Source organism: Subtercola vilae (assembly GCF_004923255.1).
GTDB classification, from domain to species: domain Bacteria; phylum Actinomycetota; class Actinomycetes; order Actinomycetales; family Microbacteriaceae; genus Subtercola; species Subtercola vilae.
In genome coordinates this window covers 33,823-54,436 of sequence record NZ_QYRT01000025.1, presented here as the reverse complement: position 1 = coordinate 54,436, position 20,614 = coordinate 33,823, and the positions used below count along the sequence as shown (strand labels likewise).

General features: G+C 67.3%; 21 protein-coding genes. 12 read left to right on the top strand and 9 right to left on the bottom strand.

Annotated elements, in window-relative coordinates:
• Window positions 1–18: 18 nt before the first annotated feature.
• The gene (locus tag D4765_RS12800) at window positions 19–1,110 is read right to left on the bottom strand and encodes an NADH:flavin oxidoreductase/NADH oxidase (RefSeq protein ID WP_136642687.1); all 1,092 of its coding nucleotides are present in this window, start codon (window positions 1,108–1,110) and stop codon (window positions 19–21) included.
• Window positions 1,111–1,223: 113 nt separating this feature from the next.
• Between D4765_RS12800 and D4765_RS12795 the strand changes: the two genes are divergently transcribed.
• From D4765_RS12795 to D4765_RS12780, 4 genes are all read left to right on the top strand, one after another.
• Window positions 1,224–2,240: an ADP-dependent NAD(P)H-hydrate dehydratase gene (locus tag D4765_RS12795; RefSeq protein ID WP_237280416.1), complete on the top strand. Its 1,017-nt coding sequence runs from the start codon at window positions 1,224–1,226 to the stop codon at window positions 2,238–2,240.
• A gap of 358 nt (window positions 2,241–2,598) precedes the next feature.
• Window positions 2,599–3,855: a glycosyltransferase 87 family protein gene (locus tag D4765_RS12790; RefSeq protein ID WP_161580441.1), complete on the top strand. Its 1,257-nt coding sequence runs from the start codon at window positions 2,599–2,601 to the stop codon at window positions 3,853–3,855.
• Entirely contained in the window at window positions 3,855–4,157 is a 303-nt protein-coding gene (locus tag D4765_RS12785) for a thiamine-binding protein (RefSeq protein ID WP_136642685.1), read from the top strand. Before D4765_RS12790 ends, D4765_RS12785 begins: the two co-directional genes overlap by 1 nt.
• 152 nt (window positions 4,158–4,309) lie before the next feature.
• Window positions 4,310–5,650, top strand: a complete 1,341-nt coding sequence (locus D4765_RS12780; RefSeq protein WP_420824536.1) for an MFS transporter — start codon at window positions 4,310–4,312, stop codon at window positions 5,648–5,650.
• Here D4765_RS12780 and D4765_RS12775 read toward each other — a convergent pair.
• The 5 genes from D4765_RS12775 to D4765_RS12755 form a co-directional block, all read right to left on the bottom strand.
• Window positions 5,602–6,306: a response regulator transcription factor gene (locus D4765_RS12775; protein WP_136642684.1), complete on the bottom strand. Its 705-nt coding sequence runs from the start codon at window positions 6,304–6,306 to the stop codon at window positions 5,602–5,604. The genes D4765_RS12780 and D4765_RS12775 overlap by 49 nt on opposite strands.
• A gap of 26 nt (window positions 6,307–6,332) precedes the next feature.
• Complete coding sequence (locus D4765_RS12770) at window positions 6,333–7,610, bottom strand: hypothetical protein (RefSeq protein WP_136642683.1); 1,278 nt, start codon at window positions 7,608–7,610, stop codon at window positions 6,333–6,335.
• A complete protein-coding gene (locus D4765_RS12765) occupies window positions 7,607–8,752 on the bottom strand; it encodes a sensor histidine kinase (protein WP_237280415.1) in 1,146 nt (381 codons plus the stop codon). The genes D4765_RS12770 and D4765_RS12765 overlap by 4 nt, the downstream gene beginning before the upstream one ends.
• Before the next feature lie 97 nt (window positions 8,753–8,849).
• Window positions 8,850–10,055, bottom strand: a complete 1,206-nt coding sequence (metX, locus tag D4765_RS12760; protein ID WP_136642681.1) for a homoserine O-acetyltransferase MetX — start codon at window positions 10,053–10,055, stop codon at window positions 8,850–8,852.
• Between the two features lie 70 nt (window positions 10,056–10,125).
• Window positions 10,126–11,451, bottom strand: coding sequence for a bifunctional o-acetylhomoserine/o-acetylserine sulfhydrylase (locus D4765_RS12755; RefSeq protein ID WP_136642680.1), 1,326 nt, complete (start codon window positions 11,449–11,451; stop codon window positions 10,126–10,128).
• A 156-nt stretch (window positions 11,452–11,607) separates the two neighbouring features.
• On the opposite strand from D4765_RS12755, the gene D4765_RS12750 reads away from it, so the two are divergent.
• The 8 genes from D4765_RS12750 (at window position 11,608) to D4765_RS12715 (ending at window position 17,725) form a co-directional block, all read left to right on the top strand.
• Window positions 11,608–12,405, top strand: coding sequence for an SDR family oxidoreductase (locus tag D4765_RS12750; protein WP_201799313.1), 798 nt, complete (start codon window positions 11,608–11,610; stop codon window positions 12,403–12,405).
• A 32-nt stretch (window positions 12,406–12,437) separates the two neighbouring features.
• On the top strand, window positions 12,438–12,956 hold the full coding sequence (locus D4765_RS12745) for a phosphoribosyltransferase (protein WP_136642679.1): 519 nt from the start codon (window positions 12,438–12,440) through the stop codon (window positions 12,954–12,956).
• Window positions 12,926–13,681, top strand: a complete 756-nt coding sequence (locus tag D4765_RS12740) for a type 1 glutamine amidotransferase family protein (protein ID WP_237280414.1) — start codon at window positions 12,926–12,928, stop codon at window positions 13,679–13,681. Before D4765_RS12745 ends, D4765_RS12740 begins: the two co-directional genes overlap by 31 nt.
• Window positions 13,678–14,379 (top strand): uracil-DNA glycosylase, encoded by a 702-nt coding sequence (locus D4765_RS12735; protein ID WP_201799314.1) that lies wholly within the window; start codon window positions 13,678–13,680, stop codon window positions 14,377–14,379. Before D4765_RS12740 ends, D4765_RS12735 begins: the two co-directional genes overlap by 4 nt.
• Before the next feature lie 10 nt (window positions 14,380–14,389).
• The gene (locus tag D4765_RS12730) at window positions 14,390–14,968 is read left to right on the top strand and encodes a GNAT family N-acetyltransferase (protein ID WP_136642677.1); all 579 of its coding nucleotides are present in this window, start codon (window positions 14,390–14,392) and stop codon (window positions 14,966–14,968) included.
• A gap of 6 nt (window positions 14,969–14,974) precedes the next feature.
• Window positions 14,975–15,745, top strand: a complete 771-nt coding sequence (locus D4765_RS12725; protein WP_201799312.1) for a HEAT repeat domain-containing protein — start codon at window positions 14,975–14,977, stop codon at window positions 15,743–15,745.
• 9 nt (window positions 15,746–15,754) lie between these two features.
• Window positions 15,755–17,194 carry an amidase gene (locus D4765_RS12720; protein WP_136642676.1) on the top strand — a complete coding sequence of 480 codons (1,440 nt, stop codon included), beginning with the start codon at window positions 15,755–15,757 and terminating at the stop codon, window positions 17,192–17,194.
• A 102-nt stretch (window positions 17,195–17,296) separates the two neighbouring features.
• The gene (locus tag D4765_RS12715; RefSeq protein WP_161580440.1) at window positions 17,297–17,725 is read left to right on the top strand and encodes an SIP domain-containing protein; all 429 of its coding nucleotides are present in this window, start codon (window positions 17,297–17,299) and stop codon (window positions 17,723–17,725) included.
• 41 nt (window positions 17,726–17,766) lie between these two features.
• On the opposite strand, the gene D4765_RS12710 is transcribed toward D4765_RS12715, so the two are convergent.
• From D4765_RS12710 to D4765_RS12700, 3 genes are read right to left on the bottom strand one after another with little or no spacing between them, the layout of a single operon-like run.
• Window positions 17,767–18,681 carry an SDR family NAD(P)-dependent oxidoreductase gene (locus D4765_RS12710; RefSeq protein WP_272898624.1) on the bottom strand — a complete coding sequence of 305 codons (915 nt, stop codon included), beginning with the start codon at window positions 18,679–18,681 and terminating at the stop codon, window positions 17,767–17,769.
• A 5-nt stretch (window positions 18,682–18,686) separates the two neighbouring features.
• Window positions 18,687–19,070: a Fe-S oxidoreductase gene (locus D4765_RS12705; protein ID WP_416351971.1), complete on the bottom strand. Its 384-nt coding sequence runs from the start codon at window positions 19,068–19,070 to the stop codon at window positions 18,687–18,689.
• Between the two features lie 27 nt (window positions 19,071–19,097).
• Entirely contained in the window at window positions 19,098–20,567 is a 1,470-nt protein-coding gene (locus D4765_RS12700; protein ID WP_136642674.1) for a dihydrolipoyl dehydrogenase family protein, read from the bottom strand.
• Window positions 20,568–20,614: the final 47 nt, after the last annotated feature.

The window sequence follows — 20,614 nt, the reverse complement described above, 5'->3', positions numbered from 1 at the left end:
GGATGGCGGGGGAGGGTCTCAGGCGGAGGGCCAGGCGGCGCGCTCGTACTGGGCGGGCCAGTAGTCGAGGGTGACGCCGAGTTCGTGCGCGGCGCGCAGCACGAAGTGCGGGTCGCGCAGAAACTCGCGCGCCATCATGACGGCGTCGGCACGGCCCGACTCAAGCACCGATGCGGCTTCGGCCGAGGTCGTGATGAGCCCCACGGCGCTGACGGGCAGCCCGGTGGTCGCCTTGATCTCGGCGGCGAGCTCCACCTGGTACAGCGGCCCGACGGGAATGTGCACCCCTGTAACGTTTCCACCGCTCGACACGTCGAAGAAGTCGGCCCCGGCATCGTGCGCCCACTGGGCCACCTCAGCCGTCTGCTCCACGTTCCACTCGTTTGTCGGCGACCAGTCGGTGGCCGAGAAGCGAACGAAGATCGGGATGCCCGCCCCCACCTCCTCGCGCAACGCCGCCACCACGCGCAGGGTCAGCCGCGCCCGGTTCTCGAGGCTGCCGCCGTACTCGTCGGTGCGGTCGTTGCTGAGCGGGGAGAGAAACTGGTGCAGAAGGTATCCGTGTGCTGCGTGCACCTCGATCACGTCGAACCCGGCGTCGACCGCCCGCCGGCCCGCGGCGCGAAAGTCGGCCACAACGTCGTCGATGCCGGCGAGCGTCAGCTCGACGGGGGCCTCGTAGCCGGGAAAGGGCACGGGCGACGGACCCACGGTCATCCAGCCCCCCTCGCTCACAGGAACGGTACCGCGCTGCCCTGCCCACGGTTTGAATGTCGAGGCCTTGCGGCCCGCGTGCGCCAGCTGGATGCCAGCCACCGCCCCCTGCGCGTGCAGCATCGCTGTGATGCGGGCGAAGGCAGCCTGCTGCTCGTCGGTGTACAACCCGAGGTCTTCGGGCGAGATGCGGCCCTCGGGGCTCACTGCGGTGGCCTCGGTGATGACGAGCCCCGCGCCGCCGACCGCGAACGCGGTGAGGTGGGCGAAGTGCCAGTCGGTGGCAACGCCGTCGCGCTTGACGGCCGAGTACTGGCACATCGGCGCCACCCACAGTCGGTTGCGAAAGACGGTGTCGCGCAGGGTGAACGGGTCGAACAGTGTTGGAGAGGTCACGTGGGGTCGAAGCCGCGCGGGCGGTGAGTTATTCCGGGCGGCGCGCGAAAGACATCTCTCGCCGAGCGCGAAAGACCCCGCCGCGGGGCCTACGCACGACCTATCGTGGAGTCATGCCCCAGAACGATATCCCCGTGACCTGGCACGACTTCGGCGCCACGGATGCCCGGCAGTACGTCTCGCCCCCGAAGCCTGACGACGACAAATACTCCCGCGGCGTGCTCGGCATCATGACGGGCAGCCCGAGCTTCCCGGGCGCCGCGGTTCTGGGCGTCGAGGGGGCGAGCCGCACGGGGGTGGGCATGATCCGTTACCTCGGGCCGGGGCGCGCGACCCGCCTGGTCATGCAACGCCGACCAGAGATCGTCACCGCCGAGGGGCGCGTTCAGGCGTGGCTGGTCGGCTCGGGAATCGACGCCGCGTCGCGGGAACCCGCCGTCACGGCGGCGTTGATCGAGGTGCTGGGGCAGGGGCATCCGGTGATCATCGACGCCGGAGCCCTCGACCTCATCGCCCACGCCACCGGCCCCGCCATCATCACCCCGCACGCCGGCGAGCTGCAGAAACTGCTCGGCGACCGCGGCGTCACCGTCTCCCGCGCCGACATCAGTCGCGATCCTGCCCTGTGGGCCGCCCAGGCCGCCCGGATGCTCGGCGTCGCCGTTCTGCTGAAGGGACACGTCACGCACACCATCGCTGCCCCTGGCCCTGCTCGGGCCTTTGGCTCTGCACCTGCTCGTGGCGCCTCGGGCGATTCAGAGCGCGCCCCCGAATCCACTCGCGCCCGAGAAGCTGGCCCTGCCGTCATCCAGGTGCCTGTGCCCGCAGACCCCGCCGCTGTCGTCGCATCTGTCGGGCTGGAGGCGATCGCTTTTCGCACAGTGTCGCCGACCACCGAGCTCGCGACCGCTGGCTCGGGAGACGTGCTGGCGGGCATCCTCGGTGCGCTGCTCGCCGCCCACGCCGATGAGGTACTCAGCAACCCCTCCGCCCTGGCGCGCATCGCCGCCGCTGCTGACGTTCTGCATGGCCTCGCGGGTGCCCGCGCCTCGAACGGCGGCCCCATCACTGCCCTCGACATCGCCGAGGCCCTGCCCGCCACCATCGCGCACCTGCGCAGCCTCCCGTAGCCCACGCAGCCTCCCGTAGCCTACGCAGCCTCCCGCCTTAGCCCCGCGCGCAGCCTTAGCCCCGCGCCCTTCCCTGCCTAACCCGCGCCCCCCTTCGTCGCCCAGCGGCGGTCTCGCCCTCGCTGAGTTGCGCCTTCGCGTTGTTTGTTGCTCTCAGAGTGACCACTCGAAGTGGGTGATGAGGTGCGTGGGGCGTGGGGCGCGGCGCATGGTGCGAACGAGCGAACAGCGCACCTGGACGACCCGCTGGGAGGCCCCGGCGAGCGAGGTGTGTTTCGGCTGCCCGAGTGCCGCTTCGCGTTGTCACAGCACTGCCGCATATGATTGCGGGGTGCGTCGACTGGCAAGAAACCCCCTAGTGCTCTGGTCAGCCTTTGTACTCATCCACCTGTGGCTCGCCTATGTGGGCCTCACCGCGCCCACTCTGCCCTGGGGCGATGTGACCATCGTGTACAGCACGTGGATCCATCACGCCATCGGCGGCTACTGGGTCGGTATCGACGGCCCGTGGGTGTATCCGCTGCTCGCGCTGGTACCCATGATCGCTGCCATGGGGCTCGGCAGTTTGCTCTACGGAGTGGGCTGGTTTCTCCTGGTACTCGTGGCGAACGGCGCTGTCTTCGCGTTCATCCTGAACTCCCGCACCACCTCAGAGCCGGTCACGCCGGCTCCGGATGCCCGCCCTGCCCCACTCGGCAACCCGCTGCGTTTCGTGGCTGCGTGGTGGTGGCTCGCATTTCTGCTGTTGCTCGGGCCCGTTGCCCTTGGCCGCATCGACAGCTTCACCGTGGCCCTGGTCATCGTGGGCCTGTTATTCGCCATTCGTCGCCCGGCTGCCGCCGGGCTCATGCTCGCCCTGGCGACCTGGGTGAAGGTCTGGCCCGTGGCGCTGGTGGTGGCGGTCATCATCGCGGCGCGCCGCCGCGTCACGGTGGCCGTTGCTGCAGCGGTGACAGCCGTCGCCGTCGCTGTCGTGGGGTTGCTGCTCGGCGCCGGCGCGAACCTGTTCAGTTTCGTCACACAGCAGACGAGCCGCGGCCTGCAGGTCGAAGCGCCGGTGAGCATCCCGTGGATGTGGATGGCGTACTTCAAGGTGCCGGGTTCGCGCGTGTACTACGACCAGAACATTCTCACCTTCCAGGTGAAGGGCAGCGGCGGCACGGTGGCCGACTTCCTCACTACGCCTCTGCTCGCGGTCGCGGTTCTCGTGGTGCTGCTGCTCGGTGTCTTTGTCGTTCGAAGCGGCGCGTCGGTCACCCAGGTGCTCCCGGCCCTCTCGCTGGCCCTGGTCATGGCGCTCATCGTCTTCAACAAGGTGGGGTCGCCGCAGTTCATGCTGTGGATCACCGCCCCGGTCATTCTCGGCCTCATCTGGCAGGGCCGAGCGTTCAAGACCTTTGCCATCATCGCGGCGGTTCTGGCCGCGCTCACCCAGCTGATGTACCCGTATCTGTACGACTGGCTGCTGTCGCTCGACCCGCTCATGCTGCTGGTGCTGACCGCGCGCAACGGGCTCGAGGTGGTGCTGTTCGGCCTGGCGCTGCGAGCCCTCTTCACGAGCCGGGTTCGCGCGCTCGGCCCCGTGTTCGTCGAATCTGTGAAGGTGGCGGTCTGATGCTCGTAGCGTTCTCTGTTGCACCCTCCGGGGGCGAAGGCCCCGACGCCTCGGTTCATGACGCGGTTGCCGCCGCGGTGAAGATCGTGCGGGAATCCGGCCTGCCGAACCACACCGATTCGATGTTCACCACCATCGAGGGCGAGTGGGCCGAGGTGTTCGACGTGATCAGGCGCGCCACAGAGGCGGTGGGTGCGTACGGCACCCGTGTCTCGCTGGTTCTGAAGGCCGACATTCGCCCGGGTTACAGCGGCGAGCTCACCGCCAAGCTCGACCGTCTCGAAGAGGCACTCGGCGACTGACCGTCGACCGGCCGCACACCGGCTACCGGCTACCGGCTAGCTCGGCGATCGACCGGAGCCCGCAGACCGGTCGCCCCGGCTCGCGTGAACATCTCGTTACAAACCATCGAATCGATTCGATTTCACGTCCCCACCTGATTTACCATGGGGCAGTGACTACTTTTCTCACTATGCCGAGCGCGCTTTCGCCGACCCGCATTCGCCTTGCGCTTCTGGCCCTGACTCTCGGCGGGTTCGGAATCGGTTGCTCTGAGTTCGTCGCTATGGGGCTGCTGCCGAACCTCGCTCGCGACCTGCTACCGAACGTGTTCGCGGTCTCGAGCGAGCAGGCGAACGGCCAGGCCGGCCTGCTGGTGACCGCCTATGCCGCCGGTGTGGTTGTCGGTGCGCCGACCGTGGCGGCGGCAGTGGCCCGTTGGCCACGCAAGATCGTGCTGCTCTGGCTTCTGGTGGCCATCATTCTCGGCACGGTTGCGTCTGCACTGCTGCCGAGCTTTGGGCTCATTCTGCTGGCCCGATTCATCTCCGCGCTTCCGCACGGGGCCTACTTCGGTATTGCGGCGCTCGTGGCGGGTTCGCTGATGGGCCCGGGCAAGCGCGGCAGGGGAGTGGCGCTCGTGCTGGGCGGCCTCACCGTGGCCAACGTCATCGGCGTTCCGTTTGTCACGTTCATCGGCCAGCAGACCAGTTGGCGCGTGTCGTACCTCATCGTGGCTGGCATCTTCGTAGTGGCGCTCGTGGCGGTTCTCGTGACGGTGCCGAACCTGCCCGGAGACCGCTCGGCCACCATGCGCAAAGAACTCACCGCGTTCCGTCGGCCCCAGGTCTGGCTCACCGTGGCCATCGGGGCGATTGGGTTCGGCGGCTTCTTCTGTACCTACACGTACGTCTCGCCCATCGTCACGACAGTCACCGGTTTGACGGTCGGCTTCGTTCCGTGGGCCCTGGCGACAGTGGGCCTCGGTATGACGTTCGGCAACCTCATCGGTGGCTGGGCATCCGATCACGCCTTGAAGCGCTCGATGATCTTCTTCTTCGTGCTGCTGATCGCCGCGCTGGTCGAACTGTTGATTCTGGTCAGCAACCCGGTCGGGCTCTTCGCCGGGCTGTTCGTTCTCGGGCTCGCGAGCTCTGCGCTGTCACCGATCATCCAGTCACGGCTGATGGATGTTGCGGGCGAGAGCCAGTCGATCGCCGCGGCCCTGAACCACTCAGCCCTGAATTTCGGCAACGCACTCGGGCCGATTTTCGGAGGTCTCGCGCTGGCGGCCGGACTCGGTTACATCGCGCCCATCTGGGTGGGCATCGTTCTCAGCCTGTTCGGTATCGCGCTGGCCGTGACCGCTTTCGCGGTCGAGAGGCGCACGCGCCGGCGCCACGCACAGCACGGCGGCCCTTCGATCGACCCGGAGCCGGTTTCGGGCGTCGAGCCAGGCCCGAAAGGCTACTCGGCAGCCGTCGCCGGAGACTCGGGCGCCTCGCTCGTCAGGTAGTCGTCGTGCAGCAGCAGGCCGTCGTGAATCGCACGCTTGCGAAGCGCAACCTTGGTGCCCACGTCGATGCCCAGAACCCGGTACTTCTCGCGGATGCGCTTGAGGTAGCTCTTCGCCGTCTCTTCTGAGATGCTGAGCTGCTCAGCCACCTGTTTGACCGGCTCGCCGCCACCGTAGAGGGCCATCACCCGACGCTCCTGCGCGCTGAGCTTGGGTGAGCTGCCGCCCGACTCTTCGGTGCTGAGGGCCAGGTCGAGCTCGCTCGAGATGAACGGTTCGCCTTTCGCCGCTGCGCGGATGGCCTCGACGATCATGTCGGCCTCCTCGCTCTTCACCAGGTAACCGAGGGCGCCGGCCGCCAGTGCCTCGCGAATGACCACCGGTTCTGAATAGGTGCTCATCAGCACGGTCTTCACCCCCGCCGACTTCAGGGCACGGAGTTTCACCGAGATGGGCAGGTTGTCTTTGAGGTCGAGGTCGAGAAGCACCACATCGACAGGAAACTCGACGTGCGTCAGCAGGTCGGGCCAGGTCGTGACGGCGGCGACCATGGTGATGTCGCTGGCGGCACCCCGAATCCACTCGGTGAGTGCACCGAGCAGCATGCGGTGATCATCGACGATCGCCAGTCTGATGTTTTCGTGTGACGTACTCATGGTGAGGCCCTTCTGAGGTGGTGATTCTATGACTCGGGAGTATCGACGTGCACAGAGATGACGATTCGCAACGAACCGTGCCTACCGCTCTCTGAATGTTGGCCCACGCGGTCGAGTGCTCCCCAGATGGTGGTGTCGATGCGCCGACGCGCAATGCCATCGATCGCAATGTCGATGGGAAACGCCATGGTGGCGCTCGAACTGGGAAGAGGTGGGGCGGCCTGCGGGCCGACGGTGATGGTGATGGCCGGAGCAAGACGCGCCGCCGATGCAGCCATCAGCCAGACCGCTGACAGCAGGCCCTCACGCTGCTCGGGTTCGAGGTAGCCGGCGAGACCGGTGCTGTCGAACAGGGCGACGGTGGGCCGCAGAACGTCGGAATCGTCGATGGCGTGTTGCAGCCAGGTCTGCCGCCGACCCGCGACGAGCTGCAGTCTCAGGTCGTTCGCCAGAGTGGCTGCTGCGGCTGACTGTTCTGCGTTCAGCGGCAGCGAGAGGCGGCCGGTGGCGACATCGGAGAGCAGTTCTTCGGCGCGCTGGTCGAGCCGGGCGAGCTCGTCGCTGCCGAGAATGCCCACCGCGAAGTGCGGCGATGAGATGGTCGAAGAGATGAGGGTACGGTCGAGCTCGCGCTCGATGAACCGGCTGAAGGCCTTCACGATGAGAATGCCGATGAGCGTGGGGGCGATGGCCACCACGATCACCTCGATCTGCGGGCGGGCCGTGTCTGGCAACTGGCTGATGCCGCTGATGGCCACGGCCAGCAGAAAAGCGGCAAGCAGCAGGGTGGCCAGAATCAGCTGGTTGAGGGGGCGATAGGCCACGAGCGCGAGCAGCGTTGCGCCGGCGCCCACGATCACGGTGACCTCGGGCGTACTCGGTGAGAAACCGTCTGACGAGATGAGGTCGGCGACCACCGCCGCGGCGAGCAGGCCGAGCACGGCGACGAACGCCGGTGTGGGCAGTCGGCTGCCGCGTGAGCTGGCCAACAGGCACGCACCGGTCATGGTGAGCGCCACGACGATCCACGCCGCAAGGGTCAGCCAGGGGGAGTCGTAGGCATTCCAGTTGATGATGAAGATGGCGAGGCCGCGCACACTCAGAATGGTGGCCGCGACGATCGCGCCGATTCCGAGGTAGCCGATTCCGATTCGCGAGTCTGACGCCACGTCGTTTCGCAGCGCTTCGAGTGCTTCGGGGCCGAGTGTGCGCGCCCGCACCAGGCGGGTCAGCAGGCCGTTGCCCGGCTCCTCGGTGTCGGCCCGTGCCGTACCCGGCATCGGGGCCTTCGGTGCGATCGTCATCGCGGCACCTCGAGAACAACGGTGGTACCTGCGCCGGGCGCCGAGAAGATGCGCGCGTTGCCACCCACGTCTCTGATGCGCGCGACCACCGACTCCGCAATACCGAGGCGGCCACGTTCGACGTCGTCGGTATCGAACCCCACACCCGAATCGGTGACCATCGCACGCACACCGGCCGCGTCTTGCGAGATCGTCACATCGGCCGAGTCGACGCCCGAGTGCCGCCGCACGTTCTCGAGGCATTCGCCGAGCGAGAGCAGAAAGGCACTCCGAACCGTCTGCGGCAGGGTGATGTCGCCGTCGCCGTGCCAGTGCACGGTGAGACCCCGTCGTTGAAAACGTTGCTGCAGCGACCGGATGCTCTGCCCCACCACGGCGACCTCATCGGGTTGCATCGTGTAGCCGCCAGACGAGCGGGGCGACGGCGTCTCACCGAGTCGCAACTGCCGCAGCAGAACGGCGTCTTCACCGGCCTGCACCCGCAGGGCATCCGGATCTGCCCCCACACCGGAGTGCGCCAGCAGCGTGAGCGTCGCCAGAACTGTGTCGTGCAGCAGCCGGGCGCTCTGCCGGCGCTGCGCCTCGAGCTCGCTGGCGCTGCGTTCGGCCTGATGCGCCGTGCCGAGGCGGGCGATGCGGTTGCGGGCTCGGCGCACGCTGTCGGTGATCCAGATGCCCACCGTGACGTTGACCGACCAGCTGACGATGAAGATGGTGAGGGCCTGGGCGGCGCCATCGACGCTCATCGCCGGCAGGGTGATGACTATGTTGAGCACGAAGATGGCCACGAGGTAGTACCGCCCGGCGCGGGAGCTCTGCAGCACGATGGCCATGGCACCGATGCCGCCGCCGCACAGCAGGAGCAGGGCACCGATGTTCGACGGGTTCGCCGTTATGGCGAGGCTGAGCAGTGCACTGATGCTGAAACCCACGACGGTCGTGACAATGAGCCAGAGCACCGCCGACGAGCGGCCCATCATGAAGTAGCTCACCAGCATCACGAAGTAGAGCGGAATAACGCTGACGAGTGCGAAGAGGGGGATGTCACCGGAGATCGCGAAGCACGCCAGAGACGACACGGTGAAAACCGCGCCTTCCAGCCAGGCCGCTGTGCGGAGCAGCGGTTCGATGTGCCTCTTCACACTGCTGATGCTAACGGCAAGGAGTGACCCTCAAGAGAGGGGTCTGGCTCCCTGAGCCAATCCTGAGCTAAAGCTGAGCCGGCCCTGAGGTGGGGGCCTATGCGGCGAACAGTCGCCGTATCTCGCGGCCCACCGTGTCGTATTCGATGAGGAAGCCGTCGTGCCCGAACCGTGAGCTGATGACGGAGGCCTCGGTGCCATCGATGTTGCCGGGAGCGTGCAGGGCGATCAGCTGCTGGTCGGGCACCGGAAACAGGCGATCGCTGTCGATACCGACGATCAGTGTCTTGGCCGTGACCCGCCGCAGCGCTTCGACGATGCCGCCGCGACCACGACCGACGTCGTGCGAATTCATCGCTTCGACCAGCGTGATGTAGCTGTTGGCGTCGAAGCGCCGGGTGAACTTGTTGCCGTGAAAATCGAGGTACGACTCCACGGCGAAGCGGCCGCCGCTGCCGAGCGGGCTGATTCCGCTCTGCCAGCTGCGTTCGAACCGGTCATTCAGCTCGGTGTGGCTGCGGTAGTTGAGCAGAGCCATGCGTCGGGCCAACGCAAGCCCCGAATGGGGGCCCTCGCCGATCTTCGCGTCGTAGTAGTCGCCGTGGCGAAAAAGCGGGTCGGCGCGAATCGCCTCGATCTGAACCGAGTTGAGCGCAATCTGGTCGGCGCTCGAGATGGCCGGGGCTGCAATGATGGCCAGTCGTTCGGCGGCTCCCGGATGCTCGACTCCCCATTCGAGTACCTGCATGCCGCCCATCGACCCGCCCACAATGGCGGCCCACTTCTCGATGCCGAGGGTGCCCATCAGGCGGTGTTGCGCCTGAACCTGGTCTCGAATGCTGGTGAAGGGGAATCGCGCCCCCCACTCCTGCCCGTCGGGAGCCACCGAGGCCGGCCCGGTGGAGCCCTGGCAGCTGCCGAGCATGTTCGGAGCAACAACGTAGTAGCGGTCGGTGTCGAGCGCGAGCCCGGGCCCGACGAGCGGGCTCCACCAGCCGGCTGTCGGATGCCCGGGCCCCGCCAGCCCCGCGACGTGGGAGTCGCCCGTCAGGGCGTGCGCCACCAGTATCGCGTTGTCGCCTTGTTCGTTCAGAGTGCCGAAGGTCTCGTAGGCGAGACGCACATCGGCGACCTGGCCTCCGTTTTCGAAGGTGAGGTCGCCGATGTGGGCGAACTGGCGATTGCCCACGGGGTCGCCGTCGCGCCAGGCGCCGGTCGCTTTCGGCTTGCCGAGGATCGACCGAATCTGCGCGTCGGTGATGAAATCGCTCGGAACGGTGTCTTCAGATATCTGCCAGTCCATTGTTCTTCTATTCTGACGAACTTCTGGCGGCTGCTCGACAGTGTTACGCGCGACCGACGTCGTGGGCGCTCTACGCTGCGTTGGCGCGCGCGACCTCTCGCGCTGCATCAAGGCCGGCCGCGAGGTCGGCCTTGATGTCGGCGATGTTCTCAAGCCCCACCGACAGACGAACGAGCCCGGGCGTGACGCCGGAGGTCAGCTGCTGCTCGGGGGTGAGCTGCGAGTGGGTGGTGGAGGCGGGGTGAATCACGAGGCTGCGAACGTCTCCGATGTTGGCGAGGTGGGAGAACAGGCTGAGTGTGTTGACCAGCGCACGCCCGGCATCCACCCCGCCCTTCAGCTCGAACGACAGCACCGCACCGACACCCTTGGGTGCGTAGCGGTTGGCCGCCTCGTACCAGGGGCTCGTCGGCAGGCCGGCGTAGTACACGGTGGCGACGTCGTCGTGGTTGTCAAGCCACTCGGCGACCTCCTGGGCGTTCTGAACATGGCGCTCGATGCGCAGGCTCAGCGTCTCGATGCCCTGGATGAGCTGCCATGCACTGGCGGGGGCGATGGATGCGCCGAGGTCGCGCAGCAACTGCACGCGGGCCTTGATGATGTACGCGATGCCGTCGCCCAGTGCCTCGGTGTACGTGACGCCGTGATACGACGGGTCGGGAGTGGTGAGACCCGGGAACTTCTCCGAGTTCTCACTCCACTTGAACCGGCCGCCGTCGACGATGATGCCGCCGATGACAGTGCCGTGGCCGCCCAGAAACTTCGTGGCCGAGTGCACCACGATGTCGGCGCCGTGCTCGAACGGGCGAATCAGGTACGGGGTCGCAATCGTGTTGTCGACGATCAGCGGCACGCCGTTCTCGTGCGCCACATCGGCGACGAGGCGAATGTCGAGAATGTTGATCTTCGGGTTGCCGATGGTCTCGGCGAAGAACAGCTTGGTGTTCGGGCGAACGGCGCGCTGCCACTCGTCAGCATCGTCTTGGTTCTCCACGAACGTGGTCTCGATACCGAGCTTCGCGAGGGTGTACTTGAAGAGGTTGTAGGTGCCGCCGTAGATCGACGCGCTCGACACGATGTGGTCACCGGCCTGGGCGATGTTCAGCACGGCGAAGGTCTCCGCCGCCTGGCCCGAGGCGACCAGCAGCGCTGCTGTTCCGCCTTCGAGAGCCGCGACGCGCTCTTCGACAACGTTCTGGGTGGGGTTCTGAATACGCGTGTAGATGTTGCCGAATTCGGCCAGCGCGAACAGGTTCTTCGCGTGCTCCGCGTTGTTGAAGACGTACGACGTCGTCTGGTAGATCGGCGTCGCACGGGCGTTGGTGACGGGGTCGGGCGCGGCACCCGAGTGGATCTGCTTGGTCTCGAACTGCCAATCGGCGGAGTTGTCGGTCATCGTTGATTCCTTAGCTTGTGGGTGGAGCCTCAGTGGTAACAGTAGATAGCGCGCCCAGCAAGGTCAACGAGGCTCGCAACACGGGGTAACGAGAACGAAATGTTATTGCGGATACCGTTGTAACCACACCGAAACCACTGAAGAAAGCAGCAAGCCTTGGCAAACACCATTCGTCGTGCCGTCGTCACCGGAGCCAGCTCGGGAATCGGGGCAGCCACCGTGCGTGCGCTCCGTGAGCACGACTGGGATGTCGTGGCTGTTGCCCGGCGCGAAGACCGTCTGAAGGCGCTCGCCGACGAGACCGGCGCGACCTATTTCGTTGCCGATCTCACAGAACAGACCGACGTGGATGCCCTGGCCACGCACCTCGCCGAGACGGGTGGTGTCAGCACCCTCATCAACAATGCCGGGGGAGCGGCCGGCCTCGATTCGGTCGAGCACGGCTCGGTCGATGACTGGGCGTGGATGTACGAGATCAACGTGCTCGCCGTGAAGCGAGTGGTGTCTGCTCTTCTGCCACTGCTGCGCGCCTCGGTCGCGGGCGCCCCGACGGGCGAGGCGGTCGCCGACATCCTCACTGTGTCGTCGATCGCGGGCCACATCGCGTACGAGGGCGGCGGCGGATACAACGCGGCCAAGTTCGCGGTGTCGTCGATGATCGACGTGCTGCGCCTCGAGCTGAGCGGCGAACCCATCCGCGTGCTCGAGATCGCTCCTGGAATGGTGCACACCGAGGAGTTCTCGCTGGTGCGTTTCAAGGGAGACAAGGCGAGGGCCGACGCGGTGTACGCCAGCGTGCCGAACCCGTTGAGTGCCGGCGACGTGGGCGCGACCATCCGCACCATGGTCGAACTGGCGCCGCACATCAGCCTCGACCTCGTGGTCATCAAGCCGGTGGCGCAGTCTGCGGCCTACAAGGTGCACCGCGGGCCGCTGGCCGTCAAAGAGGGCTGAACGGGCAGCCGAGATACCGGTACCGTTGAACAATGGCTGAAAGCACTGAAACACCCGTACGTGTCACCGGCGAACCACAGGCGCCCGAGCGGGAGGTGCTGGGCTGGCTCGAGTTCGGTGAGGCATCCCGGGTGCTCGCCACGAGCGTGCTCGAGAGCGGGTTCGTGCCCGACTTCGTGATCGCCATCGCCCGCGGCGGCCTGCTGCCGGCCGGGGCGCTCGCCTACGCCACCGGCACCAAGAGCTGCGGCAGCCTGAACGTGGAGTTCTACTCCGACATCGAGACCACGTTGCCCGAGCCGGTCATTCTGCCGCCGATGCTCGACAACACCGCGCTGATCGGCAAGAACATCCTGCTCGTCGATGACGTTGCCGACTCGGGCCGAACCCTCGCGCTCGTCGTCGACATGCTGACGAAGATCGGTGTCACGGTGAAGAGCGCCACGCTGTACGCGAAGCCGCGATCGGTGATCGAGCCCGACTTCTACTGGAAGAAGACCGATCGCTGGATCGTCTTTCCGTGGTCGGCTCACCCGCCGGTGAGCGTCTGATGGGCATCCATCTGGTGGGTGGCGGCTGGCCGCCTGAAGACGACGGAGACGTCTACCGGGAGTTTCTCTCTGAGGCAGCCGAGCGTGCGTTGCAGGCCGGGCGCCTCGAGGGCCCGCGTGTCGCGCTGGTTCTCGTTCGCGACGGAGACGGCCCGGAGAAGTTCGCGGCCGTCGCGGCGGCGCTGCAGCTGGTGGCAGAACTGGTGCCGGTTGCCATTCTCGCCACCGAAGGCGCGCCGATCAACGCCGCCCTGCTCGCCGATGTCGACGGCATTCTGGTGTGGGGCGGGCTGACCCCCGCCTACCGCGACAGCATCGAGCCGGCGTTCGGCGAGATCCGCCGGCAGATCTCCGGCGGAGTGCCCTATCTCGGGTTCTCGGCCGGGGCGGCCATCGCCTCCGACCGCGCGCTCATCGGAGGCTGGAAGATCGGCGACGTCGAAGTCTCGCCGAGCGAGGCAGCCGAAGACCTCGACGAGGTGAGCATCGGTGAGGGTATCGGGCTGATCGACCTCGCTGTCGAGGTGCACGCGGCCCAGTGGGGAACGCTGTCTCGCCTGGTGGCTGCTACCGAGGCTGGCCTCGTAGAAAGCGGCATCGCCATCGACGAGCACACGGCACTCATTATCGGCGAGGGCCCGCTGCGGGTCGTCGGGCGCGGCAGCGTCTGGACCGTCACCAGTGAGAACGGCGGGGTTCGCGTGGCCACGATGGGCGCGAGCTGAACGCGAAGACGCTCACCCAGCTGGCGGCCGAGGGCCAGATCGACGCGGGATGGGCCGAAGCGCTCGAACCCGTCGCCGACACCATTCGGTCGATGGGTGAGTTTCTGCGCGAAGAGACCGCGAGCGGGCGGGGCTACCTGCCGGCAGGGGGCGACGTGCTGCGGGCCTTTCGCTACCCGCTGGCCGACGTTCGCGTGCTGATCGTGGGGCAAGACCCCTACCCGACCCCCGGGCATCCGATCGGCCTGTCATTCGCCACCTCACGTGACGTCAGACCGCTGCCCCGAAGCCTCAGCAACATCTACCGGGAGCTTCAGGATGATCTGGGCATCGCCCCTGCGCCCCACGGCGACCTCACAGGCTGGGCTGAACACGGGGTCATGCTGCTGAACCGCGTGCTCACCGTTCAGCCGGGCGTCGCTGGGTCGCACCGCAAGAAGGGCTGGGAGGCGGTCACTGAACTCGCGATCAAGACCGTCGTGGCGCGCAACACTGCCTTGGTCGCCATTCTGTGGGGGCGTGACGCGGCGACCCTCGCGCCGTGGTTCGGGTCGGTGCCGGTCATCGAGTCGGCGCATCCGAGCCCGTTGTCGGCGAGCCGCGGCTTCTTCGGTTCGAAACCATTCAGCCGCGCAAACGCGGCCCTTGCGGTGCAGGGCAGTGCGCCGATCGAGTGGAACGTGCTCCAACACGATTAGGCTTGATTTCATGCTTGAAGAGGAATACCAGCCCCGACGCAAACTGCCGGCGAACCTGCGCCCGCCGGCCCCGCCGGAAGAGACCTTCGAGTACACGATCAGAGATGCCGTGGCGGCCGACATGCCCTACGTGCGGGAGATCTACAACCACTACGTGGCCAACAGCGTGGTCACCTTCGACGAAGATGCCATGACGCTGGCCGAGTGGAAGACGAAGTTCGAGTGGGTCAGCAAGCTCGACATGCCCTTCATCGTTGCGGTGGGGGCGAGTGGGCAGGTCATCGGGTTCGCGTATGTGTCGCCGTGGAAGCAGAAGGCGGCCTACCGCAGAACGGTGGAAGACTCGATCTACCTCGGGCCTGCCGCCACCGGCAAGGGCCTCGGCAAGGTACTGCTGAAAGAGTTGCTCGCGAAGGCCAAGGCCGCGGGCATCAAAGAGGTACTGGCCGTCATCGTCGACAAGGGGGCCGAAGGGTCGATCCGGCTGCACGAGAACTTCGGTTTTGTCGAGGTGGGCCGCCTCGGCAAGGTCGGCTTCAAGTTCAACCGTTGGCTCGGCACTGTGCTGCTGCAGAAGCACCTGAAGTAGCGCCGGGTGAGCGACGCTGTCGGCCCGGCTGGCCCGGCTGGTGGTGGTGCTGGTGGGGCTGGTGGTGCTGGCAATGCTGGGCCGCCCAGCCCTGCAGCCCGGTTGCGCCGTGTGCTCGAGAACGAGTCGTCGTCGGTGAGGCTGCAGGGCGCGCTCGCCGCCGGTACCACTCCCGATGCGTCGTTCGTCGATGTGCTGGTGAGGCGTAGTGCCGTCGAGCCTGATTTCTTCGTGCGCGAGATGCTCACCTGGGCGCTGATGCGGCATCCGTCATCGGCGACCGTTCGGCGCCTGGTCTACGAGGTGGGAGCCGACGAGTCGCAGGCGCGCAGCCAGGCGCTGCACACGCTGTCGAAGATCGGTGACCCGGCCGGGTGGGCGGCGATCACGCCCGAGCTTCTTCGCGACCCCGATGACGGAGTGGCACGAGCCGCCTGGCGCACGGCGGCCGGTGTTGTGCCCGCGGGGCAGGAGCCCGAGCTCGCCGAGCACCTGTGTTCGCAGCTTGCGCGTGGTACTCACGAGACCGAGCGCAGCCTGAGCCGCGCTCTCGCGATGCTCGGTGCGGCAGCGCTGGCACCGCTCGAGGCCCGTCGTGGTGACGCGAGCGGTCGCGTGCGCGTGCATGCGGCCGCCACCGAACGGCTGGTCGCTGATCCCGACGCCGATCTCGACGAACTCTTCGGCGACGCCCAGCGGGCCGAGGATGCCCGCCGGGCCGGGCAGGGCCCGCTGCCTGACGCGACGGAGACGGCGACCGCGAACGGCCCGGCGTAGGCTCGGAGCATGTCAGAGCTGCACGATCTCACTGCCCTCGAACAGTACGCGCTCCTACAGACGGGCGAGGTGGGCGTTCTCGAACTGACCGACCACTACCTGGCACGCATCGAACGGCTGAATCCCCAGCTGGGCGCCTTTCACGAGGTCACGGCCGAGAAGGCCCGCGAGCGGGCGCGGTACGTCGAAGACGAAGTTCCTCGCAGCAGCACTCTCTGGGGTTTGCCGTTCGGTGACAAAGACCTCGTGCGCCGGGCGGGGGTTCGCACCACCTTCGGTTCGCGGCTGTTCGAGAATTTTGTTCCAGACGAATCCGACGAGATCGCCGAGGTGCTCGACGCGGCCGGCGGGGTGAGCCTCGGCAAGACGGCCACGCCCGAGTTCGGCCTGCCGAGTTACACCGAGAACCTCGTGGCGCCGCCCGCTCGTAACCCCTACGACCCCACGCTCGGCCCGGGTGGTTCCAGTGGCGGAGCAGCGGTGGCCGTGGCCTCCGGCATGCTGCCGTTCGCGCCGGGCAGCGACGGCGGCGGCTCCATTCGCATTCCCGCCGCAGCCACCGGGCTCGTGGGCGTGAAACCCACGCGTGGCCTGGTTCCCTCGACGTCGGGCATCGGCGCGCTGGCCGGGCTGCCCGTCGGAGGCCCGCTGGCCAGAACGGTGTCGGATGCCGCACTGCTGCTTGACGGCATGATCAGCCCGAACGGCTCCCGCCCCCGGCACCACTTCAGCCTGCGCGCCCCCGAGAACTCCGACGGGCAGTACCTCGGGGCGGCCATCCGCGGCGAAGGCCGCTTTCAGCTGGGCAGCCTGCTCGAGTCGCCGTGGGACACCGCCTACGAGATCACCATCGACTCCGAGGTGCGGCAGACCTACGAGCAGACGCTGGGGCTGCTCGCCTCGCTCGGCCACGGGCTCGAACAGGTGTCGCTGCCGCCGAGCGAGCAGTACGCCCCCGCTTTTCGCACCATCTGGCAGGCCGGTGCGGCACTGCTGCCCGCCGATGACTCGAACGAGCACCTGCTCGAACCGCTGACGCGCTGGCTGATGCACCGCGGGCGTGAACTGAGTGCGGCCGACCTCGCGCAGGCACTGTCGACGCTCTCGGCCTACGAACGCTCAGTCATCGAACAGTTCGCGAGCTTCGACGCGATCGTCACACCGACCCTGGCGCTGCCACCGCGACCCGTGGGCTGGTTCGACGCGGTCGACGGCGAGCACAACTTCGCGCAGCAAGTGCAGTACACGCCCTTCACGTCGTTCGTGAATGTCACAGGCCTGCCGGCCATCACACTGCCCGTGGGGACAACCGCCGCCGGGTTGCCGCTCGGCGTGCAGCTCATCGGGCGGCCGGGCGGCGAGGCGACCCTGTTCGCCATCGGGCGTCAGCTCGAACGCCGTCTCCGCTGGGACCTCGTGCACCCGCCCGTCTGGAACGCCCGCGGCTGATCACGCAACCGTCGGCGGGCCCGTTCACGTGGTTTTCGCAGCATCAGGCGCTTGCGTTGTTAGGTAAGGCAAGCCTATGCTTGAATCACAATGAGTGTAGTGATGAATGGCCTAGTGACGGCCACCGAGGGCACCAGTCGGGTACTTCTGGCGGGCACCACATCGTCGATTGCGACCCTGCAGCACCTCGCCAGCGGTTTGGGTGAGCGGGTACGCGGGCAGGTCTTCGTCGAGGTTGCCAGCGCGGCAGAGATCGTGCCATTCGAGACCCCCGAACTCATCACCGTGGCGTGGCTCGTGCGCGAGACCCGCTCGGGAGAGCCCGGCACCTGCGAGACATGCCGGCCGGGCCAAGCCTTGGGGCGCGCGGTTCGTGCCTGGGTCAGCGAGATGTCGACCGGTGACCTCGAGGTCGACGGCGGCGAACTGGTCGTCTTCATCGACGGCACGGATGCCCTAGTCCACGAACTGCGTCTCGACATGGTCGATCGCATCGGCAGCAGCACCGGCTCCGGCACCTTCGTTCGCTGACAGACTTCGCCCAGCGGTGGCGGTTGGCATCGGGCCAGTGATCAGGCCGTGGGCGGTGCGCTCCAGCCGACCGCACGCTCTGACGCTGCCCAGAAGGCCGACGCCAGCGCCGCGTCACCCGCCTGCCGGGCGGTGTGCCCGTTCGGCTTCAGCTGGCTGAAGTAGGTTCCGCTGGGGGAGCCCACGTTGGGTACCGAAGCGAGCTGCACGAGTGGCACCGCGCCCGCTTCGGGGCTCAGCCCGAGCCGCCCGCCGCCGACCGTGTTGGCGAACTTCAGCAGGGCGGTGTCGGCCCCGAATGACGTCGCAACGAACCCAGGGTGAAAGCTGTACGCCTCAATACCGCTGCCCGCCGTTCGCCGGGCGAGCTCTTCGGTGAAGACGATGTTGGCCAGCTTCGCCTGCCCATAGGCGCTCCAGCCCGCGAGCCAGCGCCTGTGGCGCAGATCGAGGTCGTCGAGCCGCAGCCGGCCGAATGAGTTAGCGCTGCTGGCCGTCGCGATGATGCGCACCGGCGCCTCGGCGGCGTTCTGCCGCAGCCGGGGCAACAGCAGGTTGGTCAGCAGGAACGGCGCGAAATGGTTGCTCTGAATCGTGCGCTCGTGGCCATCGACGGTGTCAGCCCGCTTCGAGATGAGGCCGCCGGCGTTGTTCGCCAGCACGTCGATTCGTGCGAAGCGGGTGAGTAGGGCATCCGCGAGCCTGCGCACGTCGTCGAGCCGGTCGAAGTCGGCGAGAAATGCTTCGCCGCCGATCTCGTCGGCAACCTGGTGCGTGCGTTCGGGGTTGCGACCCACCACCGCCACGCGGGCGCCGTCAGCGGCCAGCGCGCGAGCGGCCGCACGGCCGATGCCCGAGCTCCCGCCCGTGATGACGACGGTCTTGCCCGACATGCCTGTCGACCCTGTCGACCCTGTCGACCCTGTCGCCCCTGACCTGCCGGTGTCATCTGGCATACCGTTCACCGGTAACCACCCTTCTCGAGGCCTGCCTCGATCTCGAACCTGTTTGTGAGCGGGTCGGTTCCGGCCCGAAAGTACAGCAGAGGAAAGAGCAGGCCGTACCGCATCCACTGCTCGCGGTGCACGGCCTCGTGCTCGAGCACGGTAGCCGCGGCGTTCGTGTCGGTGAGGTAGACCCCACCGATGCACGACCCGCCGCGCGAGAACGCCCATTGCGGAACACCGGTGAACACGAACAAGCCGTTCACGCGGCGAATGCGACCGGTGCTGAGCACGGCACCCCACACGACACCCACAAGCGTCGCGTACAGAAACCCGGCCCGCGCGAGCGGAGGGGCGATGAGGGCCGATTTCAGTGCCGGCACCGCGTAAGCGCGGCCCAGCGCCTTCAGGGTCTGGATGCCCACAGCTTAGAAGCTCGACGCATCGCGGCCGTAGGTCTCGAGCAGTCGCAACCACACCTCGCTGATCGTCGGGTACGACGGCACCGCGTGCCACAGACGGGAGAGCGGAACCTCACCCACCACCGCCACCGTGGCGGAGTGCAGCAGCTCAGCGACCTCTTGGCCGACAAAGGTGACACCGAGAACGACCTGACGGTCTTCGTCGACCACCATGCGGGCCTGGCCCGTGTAGCCGTCGGCCGTGACAGACGCCCCGGCCACCCAGCCGATGTTGTAGTCGACGACCTTCGTGCGGTAGCCGGCCTTCTCTGCCGCCGCTGCCGTGAGACCGACGGAGGCGACCTCGGGGTCGGTGAAGGTCACCTGCGGCACGGCTTCGTGGTCTGCTGTGGCGACGTGGGCGCCCCAGGGGCCGGTCGACAGGGGCTTGCCGAGGGCGCGGGCGGCGATGACGTCTCCGGCTGCCCGGGCCTGGTACTTGCCCTGGTGAGTGAGGAGTGCGCGGTGGTTGACGTCGCCGGTGGCGTAGAGCCACTCACCCTCGAGGGGCTTTTGATCGGCATCCTGAACCAGAAGCGTGTCGTCGGTGTTCAGCCAGCTGTTCGGCTCGAGACCGATGCTCGACAGCCCCAGGTCGCCGGTGTTCGGCGTGCGGCCGACGGCCACAAGCAGTTCGTCGACGACGAGCTGACTGCCGTCATCGAGGGTGAGCGTGACTTCGCCACCAGCGCCGTTACGGCTGACCGCGGTGACGTTGACGCCGATCTTCACGTCGGCGCCCAGCTCGATGAGCGCGTCGCGCACCATCTCACCGGCGAACGGTTCTTGGTTGCCGAGCAGGCCGCTGCGGGAGAGCAGGGTGACCTGCGATCCGAGTGAGGCGTAGGCCGTGGCCATCTCGGCACCGACAACCCCGCCGCCCATGATGGCGAGTCGCGCCGGAACGACCTTTGACGAGGTGGCTTCGCGGCTGCTCCACGGGCTCGCGTCGCGAAGGCCCGGAATGTCGGGCAGCAGAGCGGCAGAACCGGTGGAGACGACGACAGCGTGGCGAGCGGTGAGGGTGCTGATCGTGCCGTCGGGCGCGGTGACCTCGATCGTCTTGACCCCGGTGAAGCGGGCGTGGCCGCGAACGAGTTCGAGCCCGGCACCCTTCACCCAGTCGGCCTGGCTGGAGTCGTCGAAGTTGTTCACCGTGGAGTTGCGCCGCTTCAGCACGGCCTGCACGTCGATGCTGCCGGTGACGGCCTCACGCGCGCCGCCCACCTTCTGCGCCGCACGAACGACCGCGCCGCTTCGGAGCAACGCCTTCGACGGCATGCAGGCCCAGTACGAGCACTCGCCGCCCACCAGTTCGGCTTCGACGAGGGCGACACTCAAGCCGCCCTGCTTTGCGCGGTCTGCAACGTTCTCGCCCACGGCGCCGGCGCCGATGACGATGACGTCGAATGTGCTGCCAGAGTCTGGTGTGGCCACGGTGTTCCTCTCGACGGCCGGGCGCGGGGTGCGCCGGCAGCGGGTTT

Excerpts from the sequence above, each read along its gene's own strand:
- D4765_RS12795 (WP_237280416.1), top strand. The coding sequence starts at position 1,224 with ATGCCCCAGAACGATATCCCCGTGACCTGGCACGACTTCGGCGCCACG.
- D4765_RS12785 (WP_136642685.1), top strand. The coding sequence starts at position 3,855 with ATGCTCGTAGCGTTCTCTGTTGCACCCTCCGGGGGCGAAGGCCCCGAC.
- D4765_RS12775 (WP_136642684.1), bottom strand. The coding sequence starts at position 6,306 with ATGAGTACGTCACACGAAAACATCAGACTGGCGATCGTCGATGATCAC.
- D4765_RS12770 (WP_136642683.1), bottom strand. The coding sequence starts at position 7,610 with ATGACGATCGCACCGAAGGCCCCGATGCCGGGTACGGCACGGGCCGAC.
- metX (WP_136642681.1), bottom strand. The coding sequence starts at position 10,055 with ATGGACTGGCAGATATCTGAAGACACCGTTCCGAGCGATTTCATCACC.
- D4765_RS12755 (WP_136642680.1), bottom strand. The coding sequence starts at position 11,451 with ATGACCGACAACTCCGCCGATTGGCAGTTCGAGACCAAGCAGATCCAC.
- D4765_RS12745 (WP_136642679.1), top strand. The coding sequence starts at position 12,438 with ATGGCTGAAAGCACTGAAACACCCGTACGTGTCACCGGCGAACCACAG.
- D4765_RS12730 (WP_136642677.1), top strand. The coding sequence starts at position 14,390 with ATGCTTGAAGAGGAATACCAGCCCCGACGCAAACTGCCGGCGAACCTG.
- D4765_RS12720 (WP_136642676.1), top strand. The coding sequence starts at position 15,755 with ATGTCAGAGCTGCACGATCTCACTGCCCTCGAACAGTACGCGCTCCTA.
- D4765_RS12715 (WP_161580440.1), top strand. The coding sequence starts at position 17,297 with ATGAATGGCCTAGTGACGGCCACCGAGGGCACCAGTCGGGTACTTCTG.
- D4765_RS12710 (WP_272898624.1), bottom strand. The coding sequence starts at position 18,681 with ATGCCAGATGACACCGGCAGGTCAGGGGCGACAGGGTCGACAGGGTCG.